This window comes from Streptomyces sp. SAS_281, from assembly GCF_052542855.1.
This window is the reverse complement of record NZ_JBMNDO010000001.1, coordinates 200799-215176: the sequence shown is the minus strand read 5'-3', so window position 1 is coordinate 215176 and position 14378 is coordinate 200799. Positions and strand designations below refer to the sequence as shown.

Genomic DNA, 14378 nt, shown 5'->3' with positions numbered 1-14378 from the left:
TCAGACTGAGAAAATGGCCGCGCCCCGGCGATAGGGGCGCGACCATCTGGGGCCGCGCGCACCCGACAAACCTAGACGCGTTGTGCGGAATCCGGAGAACCGGACACCTCCTGCGCCCGCGGTCGTGGTGTGAACACCGCCCGGGACCCGCTGGGGGCACGCGGCACATCGGGGCCGCGCAGCGGCGGTGGCGGGCGGTGCCCGTCAGCGCACCAATTTGCGGCGTGCTGTCTCTGCGGCGTGAAACGCGGCTTCGATCAGCCCGTGTTCGCCTGCGAGGGTTCCCACGAAAGCATCGACGGCCTCAATCGCGCGACCCTCCATGGTGTCGGGTTCTGCGAAGTATGCCGCGAACTCTCCGGCGCCGACAGCCGCCATGGTGGGTCGACGGGCCTGGTACTCGGCCCACATCGGCCTGTAGACCGCGCGCACCCGGTCGAGTTCGGCTTCGTCGATCTCCTCGTGCCGCAGGAGGCGGACTGTTTGCTGGCGGGCCCGCCACATGGCGATGTGGTGCTGGACGGAGACCGGCCCGAACGGGCCGGGTAGGGCTCGCTCGATCCTCGGGATACCCGGCTGGGCCGGCCAGGGCGAGTACAGCTCTGTGAGGACCGACGTCAGTCTGTCGATATCGATCTGCCCGGTCCTCTCGCCCTCCTCAAGGACGAGCTGGGCCGCGCGCCGTTGCTTGAGAGTGGCAGACGGGTGGGCGAGTTGCTCGACGACGGCACGGACGTTCTGGCTGCGCCGGACGGCGTTCGTCTGTCCCGTGGCGCGCGCATGGGTGCGCCAGGCTCGGCGTGCCTGCGGCGTTGGCACGATCGTGTCGTCGATCAGCCACAGATACAGCACGACGCGGATCAGGGAGCGTTGCGGGATGCGTCCCGGCGTGGAGCGTTCCCGGGCCTGCAAGAGCCTGGTGAACAGCTCGCGCTGCTCGGGTGGGAACACCCGCGGATCGCTGCCATGAGCGCTGGTCTTGCGCGGTTCGGGGTTGGCCAGCATGCCGTCCTCGACCCAGGAGGTCACCATCCGGGGACTGGCCTTCACGGCCAGCGCGAGCGCGTCGGCGACCAGGTCGGCCGACGTTCCCTCGACCCACGTGCTGGCCCGATTGCCTTCCATGGCCCAGAACTTACATCGAGATTCAAGCCTCCGGAGCTGCATTCACAGCACGTCAGCCATAAGGCTTAGGGCCAACAGGAACTGCACCCCGCACCGTATCCCTGCCAGGAACACGCGGTGCGGGGGCAGCCGACTCATCCCCTGAACGGAGACCGTCATGAACCACCGTACGCACCGCCGGGCACCGAAGCGGCGCCGAGCCCGCCGCCGTCTCATCGAGGGCCTGGGACAGACCGCGTTCTACGCCGCTTCCGCCACTTTGACCGGCGGGCTGGTCCACGAGCTTCTCCAACTGGTCCACATCCGCGCCTCCTCGTGCTGACCTGAGCAGGGAGGCTCCGGAACCGAGGCCGCGTGACCGGATGAAGTACCGGATGCGTGTAGCGCGGCCTGCCGGGTCCTGCCCGCACCGCGCGAAGGCCCCCGGAATCACGGTGATTCCGGGGGCCTTCGGGGGTACGGCGGCAGGTTGATTAGTTGTCGTCGGTGGAGTCGTCCGTGCGACGTCGGCGGGCCGCGAAGAGGGCACCTCCGCTGGCGGCGATCAGCACTCCGGCGCCGCCGATCATCCACAGGGTGGCGTCCGCGCCGGTGTGCGCGAGCGAGCCCGCAGGTGTGGGGACCGCGGTGTTCGACGCGGCCTCGTGGGTGGGCGCGGTCGATGGGGCCGGGGTGCCCTCGTCCTTGCCGGGCTTGTCCGGCGTGGGCCGGCCACTCGGCTTATCAGTGGGCTTGTCGCTCGGCTCGTCGGTCGGCTTCTCCGTGGGCGGCGGGGTGGTGGCGGTCTTGGCGTTGGTGACGGTCACCGTCACGGGATCGCCCGGCTTGGCCTTGAACGCCTTCGAGGGCTTGTAGATCTCGTAGCCGTCGGGCGCCTTGATCTGCTTGACCCAGAAGTCGCTGCTGGTACGGGAGCTGGTGGGCAGCTTGCCGCTTGCCGTGCCGTCGGAGCCGGTGGTCAGCGTCAGGAGCGTCTTGTCGCCGCGGCCGATGTTGACCGTGGATCCGGCCAGCAGCTTGCCGGTCTTGTCATCCTTGGCCTTCAGTAGGACCGAGGCGTCCTTGAGCGGATCCACGATCGTCAGAGGCGTGTCCACGCCGGGGGTGACGATCACGTCCTGGTCATCGACAGTGTCATGCAACGGACTGCCACTGGAGGTCTCCTTGAGACGGTAGACCCCGGGAGCGAGGTCCCGCAGGGCGAGCTGCCCCTGGGCGTTGGTTTCGCCGCTGGCAGCCTCCTTCCCCGTGGAATCGAAGAGGGTGAAGGCCGCCCCGGCGAGGACGTCGCCGCCGGCGCCCTTCTTCAGGATGGCCACGCCGCCGGACTCCGGTTCGGGTGCGTTCTTCGGAGTCGAAGACGCGGAAGTGGACGGGGTGGGATCGGGGCTCTGGGCCGAGGCGGTCGGTGCCCAGGACAGGCTTCCGGTCATCGTGGCGGCGACGGCGACAGCGGCTGGCAGGGTGCGAACGGAGCGGATGCGCAAGTAGGGCTCTCCAAGGGAACACGTACGGTTGATGGAGCGGGGTGGTAATTCAGCGGGAGCGGCCGGGCGCCGGACGCGGAGGTGGTGCTGTCGCCGGGGCGGCGGGCGAACGGGAAGGCGCGGTGATCGCGTATCTGCGGGCTGCGGCACGGACGAGCTGCTGTTGGTGCTGCACGGGCAGCTGCTCGATACCGGACAGGCCCTGGGCGATGGCCAGGCCGAAGGGGCAGCCGGCGTCGAGGCCGGCGGCCTGCACGATCTGCGCTGCGGCCTCGGCTTCGACCAGGACGCCGTAGGTGCTGGGGACGCCGAGCATGTGCTCGGCGTGGTCGCGGGCACCGCCGAGAACTCCAGTGAGCGAGACGTCGTCATCGTTGAGGCAGTCCTCGACGATATCGAGGAGGATCAACGTCGCACTGTGCAGTCGGTCGCGGAAATCCGGGTCGGTGATCCAGAATCCGTTCGGGCCCGGCGGCGGTGGCGGGGCATGAACCGAAGAGGAGGTCGAGCGCTCCTGCTGTCTTCGGTGGAGTGGAAGCCATCGCGGCGGCAACCGGAACTCTTTTCGTCTGTTGGTTGGTTAGCGAGTGCGGGGTGAAGCCCCGGGGGTGGGTGTGGACTGAGCGACCGGCCGGGCCTGCTGCGGTGACACGGCAGGCGGCGGGAACCACAGGTGGATGTACTGCTCGATCACGGTGCGCAGTCCCGTGCCGTCCGCGCCGTCCCAGGCGGGCCCACTGCTGTGCCAGTCGCGGAAGACGGCGTAGCCGTCCATTCCGGCGACAAGAGCGCGGGCGGTATCGCGTCGGTCGAAGGTGCCGTACTCGGAAAAGCGGAGGAGAACCGTGTCGACTTCGCCTTGCTCGGGATGGATGACACGCAGGCGCAGTCCGTTGTACTCGTCTCGGCGGATGGTCGGGGCGAAATCGATCCGCAGCCGCAGAGACGAGTTCGGCTGGGGGGCTGCGTATAGGGAGTCACCGACGACGGCGTACTGATAGAGGGGCAGTTCGAGGACGTCATCGAAAAACTGCTGGGCGTGAAGGGGCACATGACCTCACGGGTAGAGGGGAGTCCGGCAGGTCAGCGGCGCGGGCGGGAGGGGCGCGCGGGCAGGATCGCCGGTGGGGTCGTCGTGGTGCCCCAGCGCGGGACGCTGCGTGTGGTCAGCGCGGGGCGCCGTCTCGAAGCGGTGCGGCGGAGTTCGAGGGGTGTGGGCACCGGGGGCGGTGGCGGTGTCACGGGTACCAGCTGGGCATGGTCGCGCAGTCCGCGCGGCAGGAAGTCCTTCCAGCGCGGCACCGGCTCGGGGTCGGACACGCTCTGGGTGATGGCCTTCACCAGCGGCGTCGGGGTGTTGGTGGTGGCAGTGGCGTACCAACGCGCGTATCCGTTCTCCGGGCCGCCCCACATGTACCAGCGGGCCTCCAGTGTGGTGAGTTCCCTCTCCGCGTCGAGCCGGCCGGTGGTGTACTCCAGGCCGGCCATCCCGTCCGGGGTCTGCAGTTCCAACACACCCCACCGCCGATGCTGGATCTGCCAGCCACGGTTGATCAGAGGGGCAACCGCGTTGAAGGCAGTGAGTTCGCGATCCGTGGGATCGGGGCGGGCGAGGTAGTACTCGGGCCCGTTCTGGTACGCCTGGGCCAGGGCCGTGGTGAAGGCGGTGACGACCTCGGTGGGGCAGCTGTCGTTGAAGCTGACGCCCCAGGCGGGCGGCCCGAAGCGGTCCGCATAGGCGTTGATCCGCCACAGTCCGTCGTCGTCGCCTTCTGGTAGGAAGCCGAGACGGACCTTGTGGTCGGGGGCATTGAGATAGGCGTTGCCGAGGTCGTCATGGGTCAGCTCCCAACCCAGCTGCATCAGGGGCTCAAGTGCGGGGTCGCCGATGCCGGTGGTGCCGGCCAGGTAGCGGGGGAAGACGTAGACATCGCCGTCGATGTCGAAGTCGGGATCGGTCAAATTGGACATCCGGGAGGGCCGGGGCGGGCGCTCGGGGAGGCTCTAGGCAGGGGTGACCTGGACCACCAGGTGCCGGTACGCCTCGGTGGAGCGTGCTCGCGCTTCCGCGGCGCTGGTGCCAGTGGTGATCAGAAAGCCGATGCGGGCGGTGAACATGTCGCCCCCGTCCTGCGGCAGGACGAGGTGATCGCCGACTTCCCGCTGAAAGCTGACGCGTTCGAGCCAAGGGAAGGTGCCGTCGAGGCTGAGCTCGGTAAGAGTGCCGGAGTAGGCGGGGTAGACCAGTCGGATCGCCGCCGCCTGACTGCGTGTGGGAGTGAGGTCGGGCGCCAGCCCGCAGGCCACGTCCGCAGCGGCGCGGGGCAGGTCGACGCCGGTGGCCAGGCTGACGAGGTGGCCGATCATGTCGCCGCCCACGCGGGCGTTGACTTCGATCAAGCGCGGGCGCCCGTTCACCAGGCGCATCTCGACGTGCTGGATGCCGTCGGTGATTCCGAGTGCCTTGACGGCTGCCGCGGCGACGGGGGCGACTTGTGCGAGCAGTGGGTCGGCCGCGTCGACGCAGTGGGCGACCTCCTCGAAGAACGGCGGGTCGCCGAGGGTCTTGCGGGTGACGGCAACCGCAGTGGTGTGGCCGCGGTAGGTGACGCACTCGACGCTCACTTCGGGACCGTCGAGGAATTCCTCCACCAGGACGTGAGTGCTTTCGATACCGTCGCGTGCTTCCGCCGAGGCGAACTCGAAGCCGGCGGGGAGTTCCTCCGCGCAGTCCACGCGGATGACGCCGATGCTGGCGGCGCGGGCAGCGGGCTTGAGGACGATGGGGTAGCCGATTGTCTCGGCGGCAAGCGCCGCTTCCAGGAGTGTGCGGGCGGTCATGGAGGAGGCCGAGGGGACTCCGTGCCGGGCGAACAAGGTGCGGGCGGTGGCCTTGTTGCGGGCCGCCTCCATCACTTCCGGACTGTTCGTGGCCAGGCCGAGCTGGCGTGCGAGGCGAGCAGTCTGGGTGAGGTACCACTCGGTCCACGTCGCCACACCGGCCAGCTGGTGGCGGTCGGCCAGAGCCCGGCCAGCCTGGTCGAGCGCCTCGGCGTCGTCCGGGTCCGCGATCTCGAAGTCGCTGATGAATTCCTTTTCCCACGTGGGCTCGCTGGGGGTGATCAGCACGATGTCGTAGGAAGCGGCGACGCTTTCGAGACAGTAGCCGCGGTATGCCTGCGCCTCCGGACCGGAGGACGTCACGACGAGGATGGTGCGAGAGGGCAAGGGAACTCCAGAAGGGTCGCTGAGACGTAGTTGAGAGATGGTGCGCGGCGGTTCAGGGGGTGCGGCGGTGGCGCAGCTCGAAAGCAGAAGCCCAGTGGGGGTGGTCCTCGATCAACTTGCGCGCGTAGAGCGCGGTGAAGTTGTTGTTGAGGCCACGCACGCCTTGGGGCAGCCGCCACCGCAGTTCTTCGAAGAGGCCCTTGAGCCCTATACGGGTGGCGCCGGCAGCTACCCGCTCGGCGGTCAGACGCTCCAGGGCCCGGTAGACGTAGGGGTGCTCGGAGTCGTAGGCCAGGAACTGGTCGGTGAGCGTGGGCCGGGAGCCGGCCCGAAGCGAAGGACGGAACACCGGCAGCACGGTCTGGGTCGCCGTGACATCGGTCGTGGGCATCGGATGGATCTCCAAGGTGAACAGTGGGGGCGGCCGGCAGATCAGGCGAGCGAGACGCGCAAGCCGGTAAGGGTGCGCAGACGCGCGAAGGCGACAAACAGGCCCAGGGCCTGGAGAACGGCACAGCCGGTGATCACGTGGCCGAGCAGTGCGGGCGGCACGGCGGCGATGAGAACGCCTGCCACGGGAAAGGGCAGCAGGAGGACGAGAACCGTCATCGCGAGGGTGCTGCCGAACACCTCGGCCGGGATGAGGTGGGAGCGCAGAGTGCGCAGTACGACGGTCATGCCGCCCTCGCTGGCCATGAGCACCGCGATCAACACGAGGTATGCGGTGTAGGTGTGGGTCAGCGAGACGGCCAGGCATGCACTCGACGCGATGCATGCGGAGACGGCACCGACGGGCCACAGGCCCCACCGGTCGATGGCGCGGTGGCAGACCGCGACCGTGACCAATGTCGCTGCGGCGGCAACGGACCAGATCACACCCACGTCAGCGCTGGAGTGTCCGAGCTGCTTGACCACGATCACCGGGGCCGCGGCCTGGAGGAGGCCCGCAGCCAGGTTCGACAAGGTGAGCCCAGTGATCAGCCAGGCAAGCGCGGGGAGCGACTTGAGCGTGGTCCATCCGGTGTGGAGCCCCTTGAGGATGGGCTCCGGGGCCGTGGTCCGCTGCTGGGCGGTTGGACGGGTGGCGAACGCGCAGGCGAGGAGGGAGAAGACTGCGATCGTGGTCAGCATCCCGGATGCCCCGGCCTGCTCCAGGAGCAGGCCGGCGAGTGCGGGGCCGGCGAGGGTGCCGACCTGGTCGATGCCGAGCAGTACGGACTGCACGCGGTGGGCGCGCTCGCCGGCGGCCCGGCTAGCCACGCCGCCTGCGGTTTCGGCGGCGATATAGGAGAACTCTGTGAGCATGCCGGTCAGGGCGGCGAGCGTCATGACCGTGATGGTGGTGCTGAGACCGGCCTGTAGTTCGGGCAGGGCCATCGCGGCGGCCAGGACGACGGCTGCTCGTGTCCCGGAGGCGAGGCGGAAGACGCGGGTGGTGCCGTAGCGGTCGGCCATCGCTCCGGCGAGGGCGAAGGCGCCGAGTCGCGGGAGCCACTCCAGCGCGAACGCGAGACCGGTCAGTGCGGTGGAGTTTGTGGTGGCGAGCACCAGCAGGGGGATGCCGTACGTGGTCATGGCGAGTGCGCCGGCGTCCATGCTGCGAGGTAGGTAGATGCTGCGCAGCAGGTTGGGGACCGGGCGGCGGGCATGCCGCGGTCCGATACGGGTGCTCACGCAGCGTGCTCGCCTTCGGCTGGCTCCTGAGAGGAGCGGGCGTCGGCGTGGTGCAGGGCGCCGGGGTTGGACTGCAGCCAGTCGGTCAGGGCCCGTCGCGGTGCCGACGGCTCCGGCATCGGTCCGTTCGGGTGTGGGTCGCGGCTGTGCAGCTGGAGGGTGTGCTGGACCCGGGCGACGAAGTCGACGGTGGCGACGGGTAGGTTGCGGGCGCGGGCCCAGCGGGCCGCGGTGTCGTAGACCTCGGCGAGGGCCTCGCCGCTCTTGGTGAGCCGGTAGCGCTCGGGGGTCGTCTCGTCGGAGTGGACCAGGTCGAGGGCGCGGGCGGTGTCGATGGCGTGGCGCAGTTGCCCAAGGGTGAGGTCGCCGAAGGCGCCTTGCAGACTGCCGCGCCGGTGGCTGATGGGGCCGTTGTCGTCGATCTCGGTGATCAGACGTATCAGGCCCGGCAGAGTGAGGGTCCGAATGGTGCGACGTTCGTGCAGGAGGCTGTCAGGCAGGGCGCGGGTCATCGGCGCGGGCCTCCCGTCGGGGAAATCGGACGGGCCGGTATCTGATGGGAGAAGAGGTCGCCCGCCTTCCGTGCCGGGCCGTTCGGCGGCGTAGTGGTCAGGGCGGGGCCGGCGGACCGTACTGCGGGAGCCTCGGGTGCCGTACGCCGTGACGGTGTGGTCGCCCAGGGTCCGGAACGGTTCTGCGACGGGGCCAGGCCCAGCCCCCGAGGTCGGCGGGCATCGGCCTCGGCGGGCGGGGCGCCTGCCCAGACGGAGATCGCCTGGAAGACGGGGGACAGTGCCCGGCCGCTGGCGGACAGCAGGTAGTCGCCGGAGTTGCCGGCCGTGATGAGGCCGTCGGCGGCCAGGCGCTCCAGCGGCTTGTAGACGGCGGTCAGCCCGTAGCCGGGCATGGCGTCGGCGGCCAGGTACTTGGCGGTTGCGCTGCCCCTGGCCTGGAGCGACCACAGGATCGGGGTGGCGTGCCGCGGCGCGAGCAGGGCGAGCGCATCGTCGATGTTCTGGGCCGGCGGGATTCGCTCGGGCTCCATCTCGCCAGTGGTCTTGTTGCCGACCAAGTCCTTCTCCAGATACGTGTCGCCCCAGGAAGCGATCGTGGCGAGGACCGGCATGAGCGCAGCGCCGCGGCTGGTGAGGCCGTAGGTGACGTGGCGCGGGGCGTACTCGGTGCGCTCGACGAGGCCGGCGCCGGTGAGATGGCGCAGCCGGGGGTGGAGTTGGCCGTCCGCGAGCCACGGGAGCTTGGGCTTGATCTCGGCGTATCGCAGTGTCTGCGAGGAGAGGGTCATCAGCACCCATACGCTCCAGCGCGGGGCGAGGAGATCCAGGGTCTTGGTGACGCCGGAGAGGTCGTGCGATGCAAACGGGGTCGGCGCGGTGGTGGCCAAGGAAGGGGCTCCTCAAGCGGTACGAGTGGATCAGCGGGTGCGGGAGACCGCGGCCGTCGGGGCCGCGGGCACGGGCGGAGCCGGGCGTTGGGTGTCCGGGGCCGAGGCGCGGCGCAGGCCGCCCAGGACCGCGCCGGTGCTCTTGGCGTAGGCGTCGCGGGAGGCGACGGATTCCGCGATGCGGCGGGCGCAATCGAGGATGTGGACGGCGTCGGACTGGCCGATGTCCCTGTTGGGAGCGGTGAGTTCACGCAGTCGGCGCAGCTGGAAGGCAATGTTGCGTTCCGCGAGGGCCAGGGCGCTGTGGTTGCTGGTCAGGGCGGCGAGCAGTGTGCTCTCGGGGACATCGGCGAGTGCTTCGAGTTCAGCGAGCGGCTGTCCGTACAGCGCCTCGATGCGCTGGGCGACGGTCTGGGAAACGGCGTGGGCGGGGTCGTCTGGCGAGGGCAATCGGTGTCGCTTTCAGCGGCGTCGGGCCCGCACCGGCCCGGCTCGGGGCCCGGTCGGGGCGGGCGGCGCTGTGGCGGTGACCTTGGGTCGCGGGCCGGCACGCGGAACGTTCGGGTGGCTCGGCGGCGGCATGGTGAGGAACAGCTCGTCGAGGGCGGCCTCGTAGAGGTCGCAGCTAGCCACGGCGGCCTCGATCCACTGGTCGTGACGGTGGACGTCGTCGCTGGACAGCTCGCCCATCCGGGAGTCGGACTCGGCGATGCTGTGCACTTGTTCCAGATGCTCCTCGGCGACGGCGAGGAAGCTCCGCAGCTCCAATGCGCGCTGGACGGCGGCATTCGCCTCGCCACAAGCTGACTGTACGTACAGCGCGTCCACTTCGGCGCCGAACGCCTCCTGCAGTGCGACATCGCGGCTGGTCGCTCTATCGACAACGCTCACCGTGCTGTCCCTCGCACTGTCGTGTTCCGAGCGCTGGGCAGCGTGGGCGGGGTGGTGGGCAGGGCCGGGGCACGGCGGGCGGCGGGGGACGCGCCACGCCACGCGCCGGGGCCTCGTTTGCCGGGTGCGTTGGGGTCGAGGAGATAGTTCACGACCATGGCGCGGCCGTCGCGGGAGGCGACAGCGGCATTGACCTGGTGGGCCAACTCCAGGACGGCATCGTCGAGTACGTCGGCCGGCTGGGTGCCCAGCGCCTCGACGAGCGCGTCTTCCGCGGTGTCGAGTGCCTGCTGGGTTTCGGTGAGCAGGCCGTGCCAGTGCACGAGGGTGGTCGCCTCGGGGTCGGACTGCGGTGCCGCCTCAACCGCTCGGCGCAGGTCGGCGAGCGGCATCTGGAATTGGTCCTCGATGCGCTCGGTGAGGACGCTCAACACGTCTTCGCTGGTATCGGACACAGCGTAGCTCCCTTCATTTCGAGGATTTCCGTTGCGGGAATGAGAAACTGGGACGCGGCTGGTTAGTCCAGGTACATGTGGACGGTCCGGCGGACGTATGCTCCGGAAGCTCAGACCGTTAACCCGGTCTTCCTGTCCGTGATGTGGACCCACGAGCCGGTCCTGGTTGCCTTGCGGACGATGGGCTCGTGGATCGGGTAAAGGACTCCGCCGGCATCCGACTTCGACGACTCCTTCGAGCGGATGGTGACCGTACTGGTCCCGTGCGCCATGTACGGGTCTGCCCTGTGACACGGCGAGGAGGCGGGGACAGTGCCCGGGGCTTCGACGTTGACGGACGTAGCGGTGACGGCGGGCAGCGCGAGCGCGGCACAGACAACTCGGCATCGGCAACGCGAGTAATGTGCACGGAGTTTTCCCTAACTGGCTATGGGGAGGGAATGCGGAATTAGCCCCGGGCGGATGCCGTACGGGCTGATAACAAGAGTCCGCAGAATCCCCGGTTTCGGTAACCGGGGACTGCGTGCTATGTTCCGCGCTGCCCCGCACGCGTTTCGCGGCATTCCGCCGGTTTCAGAGAGAAAGACATGTGCGCTGGGGGGAGTTCAGTGGCTCGGGCCGCGCGGCAGTGTAGGGCGGGCCGGCACGACGGGGGCTGCAACAGTGGTGTGCCGGACCGCAGGTGAGGCCGCGGGCAGCGGCGGCTTGTCACCCCTCCAGTGCGCTTCCCACCACTGGGTGGTGGCCTGGAACGTCTGGAAGCCGCCTTCGCGCAGAGTGTGTGTCCACGCGTGGCTGTCGACCTCTTCGAGTAGCACTCGGAAGGGCAGGGCCGCGTTCTCGTCGAGGGCCCGCAGCAGCACGGTGGTCTCGATCGGCTCGCTGTCCTGCGTGTAGCTGGTGAGCAGCGCGAAGTGGTCGCCGTCACTGCGCAAACGCTTCTCCAACGCGCGGGTGGCATCGTTCGCGGGGGCGGTGCCCATGCCCTCGGGCAGGAGGATCGCCTCCTCGGGGCAGCCGCGGGCGACGAGCCAGGACTGCGCCATGAACGGCAGCGGCAGCATGTCGCTAGCGAACCGGAACGTGTGGGTCGCCGGGTCGCGCTTGAGGTGGAGGGCGGCGATCTGGGGCTTCCCCGGGGTTCCCCAGGTGACGGCCCGGTTGTGCATGACGAAGATTCTCTGCACTAAGTCAAGCGCATGGGTCAGGGGCTTGAGGTGAGCCGTGACAGGCGGGCTTGACTCTGAGGGCGAGCAGGATCACTGCGGGTCGGGAACGAGGACGGCCTTGGGAACACTGAGAGGGCGGTGCCACCGACCGCGTTCTGCGCCGTCCTCCTCCCCCTTGGGGGCCACGCCGACAAAGGGCTGCCTGGAGGCCAGACGTGAGGCGAGAGGAACTGACCTCTACGTTCTCCCGAGGTCTGGCTGAAAATAATGCTAGGCGGATGCAGGGAACGTTGCGCAAGAATTCAGACTATGACGTCACTCTGGGTTCCAGGATCGGACAGCGTCGACGATGCGGACGAACGGGTCAAGACTGTGTTCGCAACGTACGGCCTCGCGATGTACCAAGCTGCGCTCTTGGAAGTAGAACTCGTGCATGCCTTCGCGCTGCACAAGATCATCGATGCGAAGAGTGCGGCGAAACTTATCGCCGACCCATGGCATAGCGGATACAAGAAGAAGCTCTTCGAGCTGATCAGGCATGTCGAGGGCCAGTCGCCGAGTGATCCGGACCTCGTTGAAGACCTCACAGAGTGCCGCAAGCGTCGAAACTGGCTTGCCCATTCGTACTGGCGCGAACATGACCTGCATTTCGTCTCGCCCTCAGGTCAGACGGAGATGATCCGTAATCTGGACGCAGATGTCGAGTTCATCCAGGGAGTTCGCGCCCGCCTGAGCACCGTGGTCCACGAGCCGGCTCACCAGGATCTCGGCTTCACTCAGGGCATGTTTGACGCCGAATTCCGACGGCTCTATAGCGAAGCTGGCGGCGAGTAGCGCTCCCGCCCACGACGGTGCGAAATTTCTGGTGGCCCGGCCGGGTTTCACCCTCGGAGGACGCACGAAGCTCAGTAGCACTAGCGCAACGTGGCCGAGCCGGTCAGTAGGGGGTACTCTCCTGCGCGCCTCGCCAGGGCGGTTACTTAAAAATCATCTCATTTGACTATCGGCCGAGGGCGGCTCACACCCGCACGCCCCGCGGCAGGTGAGGTAGGGACGTAGCGGGCCGGGCTTAGGTGAGGTACCGTCAAAACACGCCTACGGGCGCCCTGTCCACGGACACTCGGACCTACGGGTTCTCTCCCTACGAGGAGTTCGCGTGCTTACACTCACGCCCATCGAACGCGACATGCACAGCCTTCTGCGCTCCCTTGCGAAGGCTGGCGATCCGGTCGACCCGCTTTCCGCCTGCATCGGCTACAAGGAATTCGCGCAACGCGTTGACCCGCACGGCTTGGACCCCTACACGTCGCAGGGCCAGATGCGCGGGCTGTACCCGAAGCTCGGCCACATCAGCGTCTACGAGCATCAGCACGGTCGGCCCCTGCTGTCGGCGCTTGTCATTCGCAAGGCTACCGGTCGGCCCGGGACCGGCTTTGCCGAGCTTGCGTCGCAGCTCGGATTCGAAGCCGCCGAGGATGCTGGGTTTTGGGAGCATCAGGTTGCTCAGTCCGTGCGCTTCTGGTCGGCTGACGACCCGGTCATGCTGATGGACTCCGCGATGGACCAGGTATTGAAGGAGCTTGGCTCCATCAAGCGCGCCGTACGCCGACTCGCCGCGAAGGCGCCCGAGAAGGGCTAGGCCCGACTGACCGCCTCACGGGGCAGAGCGCCCCGACTTCCCTGAACCGGTTGACGCTAGCCGCAGTTGCACTCGGCGCCTAGGTACGGCTCGGATCGTTTGACGTGAGGCTGGCCCATCAATCGGATGTTCAGTCCCCACAGCGTCCTCTGCCGGACCAGTCAGAAATCGCGCAGGGGGTTGCCGCACCCGACACCCCCTCCGCAAGCCCGGGCATCAGCGGGCGGGCGCGCCCGGGCACCAAACACTCCCTGGCCTGCACCGGCATCGCCTACGTATTAACCTGCTACCCCCGACACTCACCAAACGAGACCGATCTCTTAGTTCGGGGAGTCTCTAGGCCCGACCCAGGTCCACTCCTCGACGTCGTAATCGATGTCCTCTGGGAAGTGGGCAGCGAGCCGTTCAAGCGTGGCGTCGGCTCGAGCGGCCTGCAGAGCCGACTCAATGACGAACAGCCTGGCTTGTTGGTAGTCATGGGCGGTCACAGACTTGCTCATGTCGTTCACGGAGAACTTGATGCTCCCGTCGTGGCCCCAGCTGATCCCATTAGGTGTCAAGACGCTGAAGTGCATGTAGCGGGCGTAATCGATGCCAAGAGCGATCATCGTCATCGCATGTTTCATCTGGCGCGTTGTGGTCGTTAGCGCCTTGAGCTGGCGGGCCACTGGGGATTCACGCTCGCCCCTCTCCGGCCGGAATATGGGCAGCCGGTCGCCGAAGGTGTAGGGCGACTCTCCCCACCCCTTCCTCCGAGACATGTAGTGCTCCAGAAGCTCCTGGAAGGCCAGTGCGAGTCCAGCCATGGCAAAGACGACGCGATCGGCCAAGAAGTGTGTGCGTGCTTCATGTAGAAGTCGGGCGACTTCGGGATGGGCAACCAAGTCCGCCATGTCTACGGTCTCGAAATCAACGTTGAAGATCATTTGTGTCGCGTCCATGAAGAAGGTCGTGACATCAGCCTTGGACTGGGCGATGGAGTGGGAGGACGGGACGTTTCCGTGATGCTTCAGGTCGACGCGCAGCTTATTGACCCTGCCGAGGGCCTGCTTGCTCGGTAGGACCTGTCCGGTTGGCAGCTTGGGCTGGAGTTTCTCCCAGTACTGCAGAAACTGCATGCTGCTCGGCAGATTTACTTCGAGGTGATCGGCACTGATCAGCAGAAAGTGTTCGACCGCGTCCTGGAAGGACAGGATGGCGGCGGCTGACATCGGCTCGGGTTGCGCGCTCTGGGCGACGCCCTGCGCGTGCAGGAAGCGGACGAAAGCGAGCCGTTGGATCGTCTGCTGGCTGAGCGGTTTGGTCATG

18 protein-coding genes are annotated in these 14378 nt (G+C 67.9%); 3 read left to right on the top strand and 15 right to left on the bottom strand.

Annotated features, from left to right (window positions below; genetic code table 11):
- Positions 1-204: 204 nt before the first annotated feature.
- Entirely contained in the window at positions 205-1125 is a 921-nt protein-coding gene (locus tag ACN6LM_RS01025) for a hypothetical protein (RefSeq protein ID WP_445063326.1), read from the bottom strand.
- Between the two features lie 157 nt (positions 1126-1282).
- On the opposite strand from ACN6LM_RS01025, the gene ACN6LM_RS01020 reads away from it, so the two are divergent.
- The gene (locus ACN6LM_RS01020) at positions 1283-1447 is read left to right on the top strand and encodes a hypothetical protein (RefSeq protein WP_445063325.1); all 165 of its coding nucleotides are present in this window, start codon (positions 1283-1285) and stop codon (positions 1445-1447) included.
- Positions 1448-1598: 151 nt separating this feature from the next.
- Here ACN6LM_RS01020 and ACN6LM_RS01015 read toward each other — a convergent pair whose 3' ends face one another.
- The 13 genes from ACN6LM_RS01015 to ACN6LM_RS00955 form a co-directional block, all read right to left on the bottom strand.
- On the bottom strand, positions 1599-2612 hold the full coding sequence (locus tag ACN6LM_RS01015; protein ID WP_445063324.1) for a SpaA isopeptide-forming pilin-related protein: 1014 nt from the start codon (positions 2610-2612) through the stop codon (positions 1599-1601).
- A gap of 49 nt (positions 2613-2661) precedes the next feature.
- The gene (locus ACN6LM_RS01010) at positions 2662-3021 is read right to left on the bottom strand and encodes a hypothetical protein (protein ID WP_445063323.1); all 360 of its coding nucleotides are present in this window, start codon (positions 3019-3021) and stop codon (positions 2662-2664) included.
- Between the two features lie 171 nt (positions 3022-3192).
- Complete coding sequence (locus ACN6LM_RS01005) at positions 3193-3663, bottom strand: hypothetical protein (protein WP_445063322.1); 471 nt, start codon at positions 3661-3663, stop codon at positions 3193-3195.
- 32 nt (positions 3664-3695) lie between these two features.
- A complete protein-coding gene (locus tag ACN6LM_RS01000) occupies positions 3696-4583 on the bottom strand; it encodes a DUF317 domain-containing protein (protein WP_445063321.1) in 888 nt (295 codons plus the stop codon).
- 33 nt (positions 4584-4616) lie between these two features.
- Complete coding sequence (locus tag ACN6LM_RS00995) at positions 4617-5840, bottom strand: ATP-grasp domain-containing protein (RefSeq protein ID WP_445063320.1); 1224 nt, start codon at positions 5838-5840, stop codon at positions 4617-4619.
- 52 nt (positions 5841-5892) lie between these two features.
- Entirely contained in the window at positions 5893-6231 is a 339-nt protein-coding gene (locus ACN6LM_RS00990) for a hypothetical protein (protein ID WP_445063319.1), read from the bottom strand.
- Positions 6232-6272: 41 nt separating this feature from the next.
- On the bottom strand, positions 6273-7514 hold the full coding sequence (locus tag ACN6LM_RS00985) for an MFS transporter (protein WP_445063318.1): 1242 nt from the start codon (positions 7512-7514) through the stop codon (positions 6273-6275).
- Positions 7511-8026: a hypothetical protein gene (locus tag ACN6LM_RS00980; protein ID WP_445063317.1), complete on the bottom strand. Its 516-nt coding sequence runs from the start codon at positions 8024-8026 to the stop codon at positions 7511-7513. The genes ACN6LM_RS00985 and ACN6LM_RS00980 overlap by 4 nt, the downstream gene beginning before the upstream one ends.
- Positions 8023-8916, bottom strand: coding sequence for a winged helix-turn-helix transcriptional regulator (locus tag ACN6LM_RS00975; RefSeq protein ID WP_445063316.1), 894 nt, complete (start codon positions 8914-8916; stop codon positions 8023-8025). Before ACN6LM_RS00975 ends, ACN6LM_RS00980 begins: the two co-directional genes overlap by 4 nt.
- A 30-nt stretch (positions 8917-8946) precedes the next feature.
- On the bottom strand, positions 8947-9366 hold the full coding sequence (locus ACN6LM_RS00970) for a hypothetical protein (RefSeq protein ID WP_445063315.1): 420 nt from the start codon (positions 9364-9366) through the stop codon (positions 8947-8949).
- A gap of 12 nt (positions 9367-9378) precedes the next feature.
- Positions 9379-9807, bottom strand: a complete 429-nt coding sequence (locus tag ACN6LM_RS00965) for a hypothetical protein (protein ID WP_445063314.1) — start codon at positions 9805-9807, stop codon at positions 9379-9381.
- Positions 9804-10262 carry a hypothetical protein gene (locus ACN6LM_RS00960; RefSeq protein ID WP_445063313.1) on the bottom strand — a complete coding sequence of 153 codons (459 nt, stop codon included), beginning with the start codon at positions 10260-10262 and terminating at the stop codon, positions 9804-9806. Before ACN6LM_RS00960 ends, ACN6LM_RS00965 begins: the two co-directional genes overlap by 4 nt.
- A gap of 605 nt (positions 10263-10867) precedes the next feature.
- Positions 10868-11431, bottom strand: a complete 564-nt coding sequence (locus tag ACN6LM_RS00955) for a hypothetical protein (protein ID WP_445063312.1) — start codon at positions 11429-11431, stop codon at positions 10868-10870.
- A gap of 309 nt (positions 11432-11740) precedes the next feature.
- On the opposite strand from ACN6LM_RS00955, the gene ACN6LM_RS00950 reads away from it, so the two are divergent.
- Both ACN6LM_RS00950 and ACN6LM_RS00945 read left to right on the top strand, forming a co-directional pair.
- Positions 11741-12265 (top strand): hypothetical protein, encoded by a 525-nt coding sequence (locus ACN6LM_RS00950; RefSeq protein ID WP_445063311.1) that lies wholly within the window; start codon positions 11741-11743, stop codon positions 12263-12265.
- Between the two features lie 322 nt (positions 12266-12587).
- Positions 12588-13070 carry a hypothetical protein gene (locus ACN6LM_RS00945; protein ID WP_445063310.1) on the top strand — a complete coding sequence of 161 codons (483 nt, stop codon included), beginning with the start codon at positions 12588-12590 and terminating at the stop codon, positions 13068-13070.
- Between the two features lie 320 nt (positions 13071-13390).
- Here ACN6LM_RS00945 and ACN6LM_RS00940 read toward each other — a convergent pair whose 3' ends face one another.
- The gene (locus ACN6LM_RS00940) at positions 13391-14377 is read right to left on the bottom strand and encodes a hypothetical protein (protein WP_445063309.1); all 987 of its coding nucleotides are present in this window, start codon (positions 14375-14377) and stop codon (positions 13391-13393) included.
- Between the last annotated feature and the right edge of the window lies 1 nt (position 14378).

Coding starts and splice junctions, on each gene's coding strand:
- ACN6LM_RS00955 (WP_445063312.1), bottom strand. CDS start 11,431: ATGCACAACCGGGCCGTCACCTGGGGAACCCCGGGGAAGCCCCAGATC.
- ACN6LM_RS00990 (WP_445063319.1), bottom strand. CDS start 6,231: ATGCCCACGACCGATGTCACGGCGACCCAGACCGTGCTGCCGGTGTTC.
- ACN6LM_RS01025 (WP_445063326.1), bottom strand. CDS start 1,125: ATGGAAGGCAATCGGGCCAGCACGTGGGTCGAGGGAACGTCGGCCGAC.
- ACN6LM_RS00940 (WP_445063309.1), bottom strand. CDS start 14,377: ATGACCAAACCGCTCAGCCAGCAGACGATCCAACGGCTCGCTTTCGTC.
- ACN6LM_RS00950 (WP_445063311.1), top strand. CDS start 11,741: ATGACGTCACTCTGGGTTCCAGGATCGGACAGCGTCGACGATGCGGAC.
- ACN6LM_RS01020 (WP_445063325.1), top strand. CDS start 1,283: ATGAACCACCGTACGCACCGCCGGGCACCGAAGCGGCGCCGAGCCCGC.
- ACN6LM_RS00980 (WP_445063317.1), bottom strand. CDS start 8,026: ATGACCCGCGCCCTGCCTGACAGCCTCCTGCACGAACGTCGCACCATT.
- ACN6LM_RS01000 (WP_445063321.1), bottom strand. CDS start 4,583: ATGTCCAATTTGACCGATCCCGACTTCGACATCGACGGCGATGTCTAC.